Annotated in this window: 7 protein-coding genes; all 7 read right to left on the bottom strand. The window is 72.7% G+C overall.

Annotation, left to right across the window (positions count from 1 at the left end; genetic code table 11):
• Positions 1 to 73: 73 nt before the first annotated feature.
• A complete protein-coding gene (kynU, locus tag J7E86_RS17985) occupies positions 74 to 1,279 on the bottom strand; it encodes a kynureninase (protein ID WP_215082709.1) in 1,206 nt (401 codons plus the stop codon).
• Positions 1,272 to 2,072, bottom strand: coding sequence for a tryptophan 2,3-dioxygenase family protein (locus J7E86_RS17990; protein ID WP_215082710.1), 801 nt, complete (start codon positions 2,070 to 2,072; stop codon positions 1,272 to 1,274). Before J7E86_RS17990 ends, kynU begins: the two co-directional genes overlap by 8 nt.
• Before the next feature lie 342 nt (positions 2,073 to 2,414).
• On the bottom strand, positions 2,415 to 2,828 hold the full coding sequence (locus J7E86_RS17995; protein WP_215082711.1) for a DUF3151 domain-containing protein: 414 nt from the start codon (positions 2,826 to 2,828) through the stop codon (positions 2,415 to 2,417).
• Positions 2,829 to 3,072: 244 nt separating this feature from the next.
• Positions 3,073 to 4,560 carry an MFS transporter gene (locus tag J7E86_RS18000; protein WP_215082712.1) on the bottom strand — a complete coding sequence of 496 codons (1,488 nt, stop codon included), beginning with the start codon at positions 4,558 to 4,560 and terminating at the stop codon, positions 3,073 to 3,075.
• A gap of 95 nt (positions 4,561 to 4,655) precedes the next feature.
• A complete protein-coding gene (gene fbaA / locus J7E86_RS18005) occupies positions 4,656 to 5,678 on the bottom strand; it encodes a class II fructose-bisphosphate aldolase (RefSeq protein ID WP_215082713.1) in 1,023 nt (340 codons plus the stop codon).
• A 194-nt stretch (positions 5,679 to 5,872) separates the two neighbouring features.
• Positions 5,873 to 6,418 carry an orotate phosphoribosyltransferase gene (pyrE, locus tag J7E86_RS18010; RefSeq protein WP_215082714.1) on the bottom strand — a complete coding sequence of 182 codons (546 nt, stop codon included), beginning with the start codon at positions 6,416 to 6,418 and terminating at the stop codon, positions 5,873 to 5,875.
• Positions 6,419 to 6,422: 4 nt separating this feature from the next.
• The gene (locus tag J7E86_RS18015) at positions 6,423 to 7,223 is read right to left on the bottom strand and encodes an aldose 1-epimerase (protein ID WP_215082715.1); all 801 of its coding nucleotides are present in this window, start codon (positions 7,221 to 7,223) and stop codon (positions 6,423 to 6,425) included.
• Between the last annotated feature and the right edge of the window lie 164 nt (positions 7,224 to 7,387).

Consider the following 7,387-nt stretch of genomic DNA (forward strand, 5'->3'; position numbering starts at 1 on the left):
GGTGGGGATCTGTGGGGGTCCCTCTGAAGTACTACGTCGTCTCCGGTGGGTGGCGTGGGACGTGTGCGCGCCGTCACAGGGGCCCGGCCAGCACTTCCCCCAGCACGCGCGCAGCCCGCTCCGTTTCCGTGAAGGTGGTGTACAGCGGGGCGAAGCCGAAGCGCAGGACGTCCGGGCGGCGGAAGTCGCCGGTGACGCCCCGGCGGATCAGCTCGGCCATGGCCTCCCCCGCGCCGGCGGCACACCGCAGGGACACCTGGCTGCCGCGTTCCGCGTGCGCGGCAGGCGTGAGCGGCTCGACGGTGCCCTCCGGTACGTACGCCCCGACGCAGCGTAGGAAGAAGTCCGTCAGGGCGAGGCTCTTCGCCCTGACGGCCGGGAGCGGGACGCCGTCCCACACGTCGAGCGCCGCGTCCAGCGCGAGGAGCGAGAGGATGTCGGGCGTGCCGACCCGGCCCCGGGCCGCCCCCTCGGCGGGGGCGTAGGCGGAGCTCATGCCGAAGGGGTCGGCGTGGGAGTTCCAGCCGGGCAGCGGGGAGTCGAAGCGGGGCTGTAGCTCGCGGCGTACGTAGAGGTAGGCGGGCGCGCCGGGGCCGCCGTTGAGGTACTTGTACGTGCAGCCGACCGCGAGGTCCACGCCGTGCGCGTCGAGCCCCACCGGCAGCGCGCCCGCGCTGTGGCACAGGTCCCACACGACGCGCGCCCCGGCCGCGCGCACGGCGGCCGTCGTGCCCGGCAGGTCGTGCAGGCGGCCGGTGCGGTAGTCGACGTGGTTGGCGACGGCGACGGCGGTACGGGGACCCGCCGCGGCCGCCATCGCCGCGGCCTCGACGACCCGTACGCGGCAACCCGTCATGCGGGCCGCGGACCCGGCGAGATAGCCGTCCGTGGGGAACGTCGCCGCGTCGACCAGCACCTCGTCCCGGCCCTCGCCGGCCATCCGTACCGCGGCGACGACGGCCTTGAAGACGTTGACGCTCGTGGAGTCCCCGACGACGACCTGCCCGGGGCCCGCGCCGACGAGCCGCCCGACGCGGTCGCCGACGCGCTCGGGCGCCGTCCACCAGCCGGATTCCGCCCAGGACCGGATGCGCAACCGTCCCCACTCGCGTTCGACGACGTCGGCCAGCCGCCCGGCGACCGCGCGGGGCAGCGCCCCGAGGGAGTTCCCGTCGAGATAGACGGTGTCGTCGTCCAGCGCGAACTCGGCGCGCTTGGCGCGCAGCGGGTCGGCGGCGTCGAGGGCGCCCGCCTCGTCGGCGAGGGCCCCGTCAGACACGGCTGCGGGCCGTCCACAGCTCGGGGAAGACGTGCTGGGCCGCCCGCTTCTCCAGCCAGGCCACCCCGGGCGAGCCGCCCGTGCCCACCTTCGCGCCCATCGCCCTGCGGGTGGCGACGAGGTGGTCGTTGCGCCACCGCCACACCAGTTCCGCGATCTCGGTCAGGGCCTCGCCCAGCCGGCACGCCTCGCTGTTCTGGTCGCCCGCGTAGACCCGCTGCCAGACCTCCTCGACGGCCGGATCGGCGGCGTACCGTTCGCTGACGTCGCGGTCCAGGACGGCGGCCGGCATGCCGTGGCCCCGGCGCGCCAGGTGGCGCAGCACCTCGTCGTACAGGCTCGGTTCGCGCAGCGCCTTCTCCAGCTCCGCGAAGGTCTCCGGGGCGCCGCGGTAGGGCACCAGCATCGCGGGCGACTTCTCGCCGAGCAGGAACTCCAGGCGACGGTACGTCGCGGACTGGAAGCCGGACGCCTCGCCCAGCGCCGAGCGGTACGCGTTGAACTGAGTGGGCGTCAGATGCGCGAGCGGCTTCCAGGACGAGTTGAGCGATTCCAGCTCGTAGACGGAGCGCCGCAGGGCCGCCATCGCCACCGGCAGGTCGTCCGCGCGCAGCGCCCGCGCAGCGGTCTCCCACTCGTGCACGAGGACCGTGAACCACAGCTCCATGACCTGGGTGGTGACGAGGAACGACATCTCGCCGGGATCGTCGGAGAGGGGTTCCTGGAGCCGGCTGAGCACGGAGGCCCGTACGTACTCCTCGTAGGGGGTGGTGCCCGGGAAGTCGACCTTCATCGCGGATCTCCTCGGCGATACGTGCTTCCGGGTAGCGGTCCGCCCCTTCCTGTCGGCTTCGGAGCCCCGGTCCCCTGCCCGCATCATCCGTCCCTGACGCCGCTCGCGGCAAGGGGGTGACAGCGGGGGCTGCGGGCTCGTGTCGTGCGCACCACCGCTGCGCGGCGGTGTCCTCAATCGCCGGACAGGCTGAAATGGGCTGAGCTCAGCCGAATCAAGCCCGTCCGGCGTTTGAGGACGCGCCCGCAGGGCGCCCGCCGCCGCAGGCGGCAAAGACGGCTCGCCCCGCCGCAGGCGGCCACGCGGCAAAGCGGCCCGCAGCCGAAGACCCGCCGGACGCGGCTAGCCCAGCGTATTCGCAGCCGTCGGCGAGCTGTCCCGCAGGAACGCCGAGCAGCGCTCGTACTCGTCCTGCTCACCGATCGACTGCGCGGCCCGCGCGAGCGCGTGCAGCGCCCGCAGGAAGCCGCGGTTCGGCTCGTGCTCGAAGGGCACCGGGCCGTGGCCCTTCCAGCCGCTGCGGCGCAGGGCGTCGAGCCCGCGGTGGTAGCCGGTACGGGCGTAGGCGTACGACTCGACGACGCGGCCGGCCTCGAACGCCTCGTCGGCGAGCTGCGCCCACGCGAGCGAGGACGACGGGTACTTCGCGGCGACCTCGGAGGGAGCCGCGCCGGACGCGAGGAGCTCGCGCGGCTCGGGGTCGTCGGGCAGGTGGGTCGGGGGCGGGCCCCCGAGGAGGTTCTCGTGAATGGACATGGGCCCAGTCTGCCTTGTCGCTGCGCTGGGCTTGCAGGGTCGGTTCTCACCGTTGCCCGGTGCGGGCGCGCTTCCCGCTGCGCGGGGCGGTGTCCGCTGCGCGGGGCGGTGTCCGCTGCGCGGGGCTGGTCAGGTGCGGGGGGCTGGTCAGGGCTGCTTCGCTTTACGCCCTGACAACAGGCCCGCTCCGGCCCGCCCCCTTCCGTGGGGGTGGGAAGAAAACGGTCGGTGGTTGCGGTGTCTTCTATGCCACATCCCCCAGGTCCAGCGGTGGTGACGAGACCCCGCAGTGGTACTTGCACTCCGGGTGGCAGGGCTGTTCTCCCGTGGGGCGGGTCTTCAGTGTTGTCGGCCTGACCGACAGCCATGCCAGGATCCCGCCGAGCGCGAGCGACCCCGCGCACCAGAGCATCGCCCTGCGGAACGTGTCCTCGAAACCCGTCGGGTCCCGGTAGACGTCCGGGCCCATGCCCGCCAGCAAGGGCAGCGCGGCCACCGCGATGAGGCCGGCCGCGCGGGCCGCCGCGTTGTTGATGCCGCTCGCCAGCCCCGCACGGGCCACGTCGACCGAGGCCAGGACCGTCGCGGTCAGCGGTGCCACCAGCGCCGTCATGCCCAGGCCGAGCACGGTGAGCGCGGGCAGGACGTCGCGCCAGTACACCGCGCCCGGCCCCACCCGCGTCATCAGCAGCATGCCCGCCGCGCACAGCAGCGGGCCCACCGTCAGGGGGATCCGCGGGCCGATGCGCTGCGCCAGCCGGCCGGAGCGGGCGGAGAGCAGCAGCATCAGGACGGTCGTGGGCAGCAGGGCCGTGCCCGCGGCGAGCGCGGACCAGCCGACGACGACCTGGAGCTGGATCACCGACAGGAAGAAGAAGCCGCTGAAGGCCGCGTAGATGAAGAGAGTGACCCCGTTGACGGCCGTGAACATCCGGCTGGAGAAGATCTCCGGCGGCAGCATCGGGTCCGTACGGCGCTTCTCCAGGCGGACGAAGGCCACGCCCAGCAGTACTCCGGCGACGGCCGGTCCGATCACCCAGGGCGAGGCGCCCTGGTCGGGGGCCGCGATCAGGGCGTACGTCACGGCGCCGAGGGACAGCGCGCCCAGCGTCGCGCCGAGCACGTCGAAACGGCCGTGTGCGCCGGGGTCGCGGGTCTCGGGTACGTGCCGCAGGGCCACCGGCACGCAGATGGCCGCCAGCGGCAGGTTGATCAGGAACACCCAGCGCCAGCCCGGTCCGTCGACCAGCCAGCCGCCGACGAACGGCCCGACCGCCGAGGCCACGCCGCCCAGCCCGGACCAGGCGCCGACGGCTCCCGCCCGGTCGTCGGGGTGGAAGATGGCCTGGATCAGGGCGAGGGATCCGGGGGTGAGCAGCGCTCCGCCGACGCCCTGGAGGGCCCGTGCCGCGATCAGTACGGTGGCGTCGGGCGCCAGCCCGCACAGCAGCGAGGCGGTGGCGAACCAGACGGTTCCGATCACGAACACCCGCCGCCGGCCGAACCGGTCGCCCAGCGCACCACCGAGCAGGATCAGCCCGGCGAGCGTGAGCATGTACGCGTTGACGGTCCACTGGAGTACGGCCAGGTCGGCGTCGAGGTCACGGCCGATGTGGGGCAGCGCCACATTGACGACGGTGCTGTCGAGCATGGCCAGCCCCGAGCCGAGCACGGCCGTCAGCAGCACCCAGCGCCCGGCGGGCGTGCCGAGCCGTACGGGCGTATCGCTCATACCGGGATCATCCCCGCGCGGGCCGGGTCCGGCCACCGGCGGACGGCCAAGGGCCCGGCACACGGGGTGTGCCGGGCCCTTCGGACGCTGAGGGGTTACTTCAGCTTCGTGCCCGTGGCGCGCAGGTCCGCGCACGCCTTGGTGACGCGCTCGGCCATGCCGGCCTCGGCCAGCTTGCCCCAGGTGCGCGGGTCGTACTTCGACTTGGTGCCGACCTCGCCGTCGACCTTCAGGACACCGTCGTAGTTGCGGAACATGTGGTCCGCGACCGGGCGGGTGAAGGCGTACTGGGTGTCGGTGTCGAGGTTCATCTTCACGACGCCGTTCTCCAGCGCGGTGCGGATCTCCTGCTCGGTGGAGCCGGAGCCGCCGTGGAAGACGAAGTCGAACGGGTCGGCCTTGCCGGCCTTGGCGGCGAGGCCGTCCTGGAGCTCACGCAGCAGCTCCGGCTTGAGGACGACGTTGCCCGGCTTGTAGACGCCGTGGACGTTGCCGAAGGAGGCGGCCAGCAGGTAGCGGCCGTGCTCGCCCAGGCCCAGGGCCTCGGCGGTGCGCTCGACGTCCGCGACGGTGGTGTAGAGCTCGTCGTTGATCTCGTGCGAGACGCCGTCCTCCTCACCGCCGGTCGGGGTGATCTCGACCTCAAGGATGATCTTCGCCTTGACGGCCTCGGCGAGGAGCTCCTTCGCGATGGCGAGGTTCTCGTCGAGCTTCTCGGCGGAGCCGTCCCACATGTGGGACTGGAAGAGCGGGTTCTGGCCGGCGGCGACGCGCTCCTGCGAGATGGCCAGCAGCGGGCGGACGTAGCCGTCCAGCTTGTCCTTCGGGCAGTGGTCGGTGTGCAGCGCGATGTTCACCGGGTACTTCTTCGCGACGACGTGCGCGAACTCGGCGAGCGCGACGGCACCGGAGACCATGTCCTTGCTGTACTGGCCGCCCAGGAACTCCGCACCACCGGTGGAGATCTGGATGATGCCGTCGCTCTCCGCCTCGGCGAAGCCGCGCAGCGCGGCGTGGAGGGTCTGCGTCGAGGTGACGTTGATGGCCGGGTAGGCGAACTTGCCTGCCTTCGCCCGGTCGAGCATCTCGTTGTAGACCTCGGGGGTTGCGATGGGCATCTGTCCGCTCCTTGTGATGTGCGGGTACGGGCGAAATACGGGCCCTGACCTAGGGGGCGACGGTCATCGTCGAAGCCATCCTCCCAGATACCCCGCGACGCTACACATGAGGTCTGCCCCGCTCATATGCGAAGGGCGCGTGGTTTCACGTGAAACCACGCGCCCTTCGGCGACGCTTTTGGAGAACGAGCAGGTCAGGAGAGGTCGAGGTCCCCGAGCGAGTAGCCCGTCACATAACGGAGGCCCGCGCCCTCGATGGCCGACTCGGCACCGCGGTCGACGATGGTCGCCACGGCGACGACCTCCGCGCCCGCCTCGCGCGCCGCCTCGACGGCGGTCAGCGGCGAGCCGCCGGTGGTCGAGGTGTCCTCGACCACCAGGACCCGGCGGCCCTTGATGTCCGGGCCCTCGATGCGGCGCTGCATGCCGTGGGCCTTCTGCGCCTTGCGGACGACGAACGCGTCGAGCTTGCGGCCGCGCGCGGCGGCGGCGTGCAGCATCGAGGTGGCGACCGGGTCGGCGCCCAGGGTGAGGCCGCCCACGGCGTCGTACTCCAGGTCCGCCGTGGCGTCCAGCATCACCTGGCCGACCAGGGGCGCCGCCTCGGCGTCCAGGGTGATCCGGCGCAGGTCGATGTAGTAGTCGGCCTCCTTGCCGGAGGAGAGGGTCACCTTGCCGTGGACCACGGCCTTGTCCTTGATCTGCTGCAGCAGGGCGTCACGCGCATCGCTCATGGGCATGAGCTTAGGCCAGGGTGCGCCAGGTCCACGTCGTGGAGGTCTCCAGGGGATCGATCGGCGTGACGAGGCGCGGCAGGGTGTTGAGCCCGTTCGGGGGGCCGGACTGGGGCTCCACGCAGACGGCCTCGGCCTGCTCGTCGTAGATGACGACCCACTCGTCGTGGCTGGTGACCTTCAGCTCCAGGGCGCCGGGCCAGGTGAGCGTGACGTCCACGCCGTCGGGCATGCCGAAGCAGTCGTCCCAGGGGCCGGGCCGGGGGTCGATCCGGCGGCCGGTCGGCAGGTGGTCGTCGCCGCGCTCCTCCTGCCACGCGGCGTCGAAGGTGAGCTCGACATCGCCGCCGGTGCCGAGGCTGCGCAGGAACCAGGGGTGCCAGCCGGCCTGGGCGGGGAAGGAGTTGTCGTAGGTCTCCACGCCCATGGTGAGCGCCAGGGAATCCTCCGCCAGCTCGACCAGCTGGGTGACCCGGCCGCTGTACGGCCAGGGCGCGGTGAGGTCGTGGGTGAAGGCCGCCGACGTGCCGTCCGCGCGGACCGTGCGCCAGACGCCGTCCCGGGCGGTGCCGTGGATCGCGTGCGGCCCGGCGTTCAGGGGCATCTGGTGGCGTTCGCCGCCGTTGCGAAACTGCCCCAGCTCGATGCGGCCGCACCAGGGGACCATGGGGAAGGCGCCGTACTTGTCGCCCTGCCGCAGGAGCTCCGTGCCGCCGAGCCGGAAGCTCGTGATCCGGCAGCCGTTGCGCGGGTCCACGGTCAGCTCGGCGTCGCCGGCCTTCAGTACGGTCTTCGTGTCGTCATTGCTCACGTCCCCGACATTACGGGCTGGGGCGCGCCCGGCACCTCCTCGGCCAGGGCTCGCGGGCACCCGTATGACGCGGGGTCAGCGGCGCCGGCGCAGCACCCGTCCCACCACCACCGCGGACGCCAGGGCCACCGCGGCCGCCGGCGCGGCCCAGCGCAGGGCCGCCG

This window comes from Streptomyces sp. ISL-11, from assembly GCF_018614525.1.
GTDB lineage: Bacteria > Actinomycetota > Actinomycetes > Streptomycetales > Streptomycetaceae > Streptomyces.

Bases quoted from the DNA above. Each gene is read 5' to 3' on its own strand.
- J7E86_RS17990 (WP_215082710.1), bottom strand. From the start codon at position 2,072: ATGAAGGTCGACTTCCCGGGCACCACCCCCTACGAGGAGTACGTACGG.
- J7E86_RS17995 (WP_215082711.1), bottom strand. From the start codon at position 2,828: ATGTCCATTCACGAGAACCTCCTCGGGGGCCCGCCCCCGACCCACCTG.
- J7E86_RS18000 (WP_215082712.1), bottom strand. From the start codon at position 4,560: ATGAGCGATACGCCCGTACGGCTCGGCACGCCCGCCGGGCGCTGGGTG.
- fbaA (WP_215082713.1), bottom strand. From the start codon at position 5,678: ATGCCCATCGCAACCCCCGAGGTCTACAACGAGATGCTCGACCGGGCG.
- pyrE (WP_215082714.1), bottom strand. From the start codon at position 6,418: ATGCCCATGAGCGATGCGCGTGACGCCCTGCTGCAGCAGATCAAGGAC.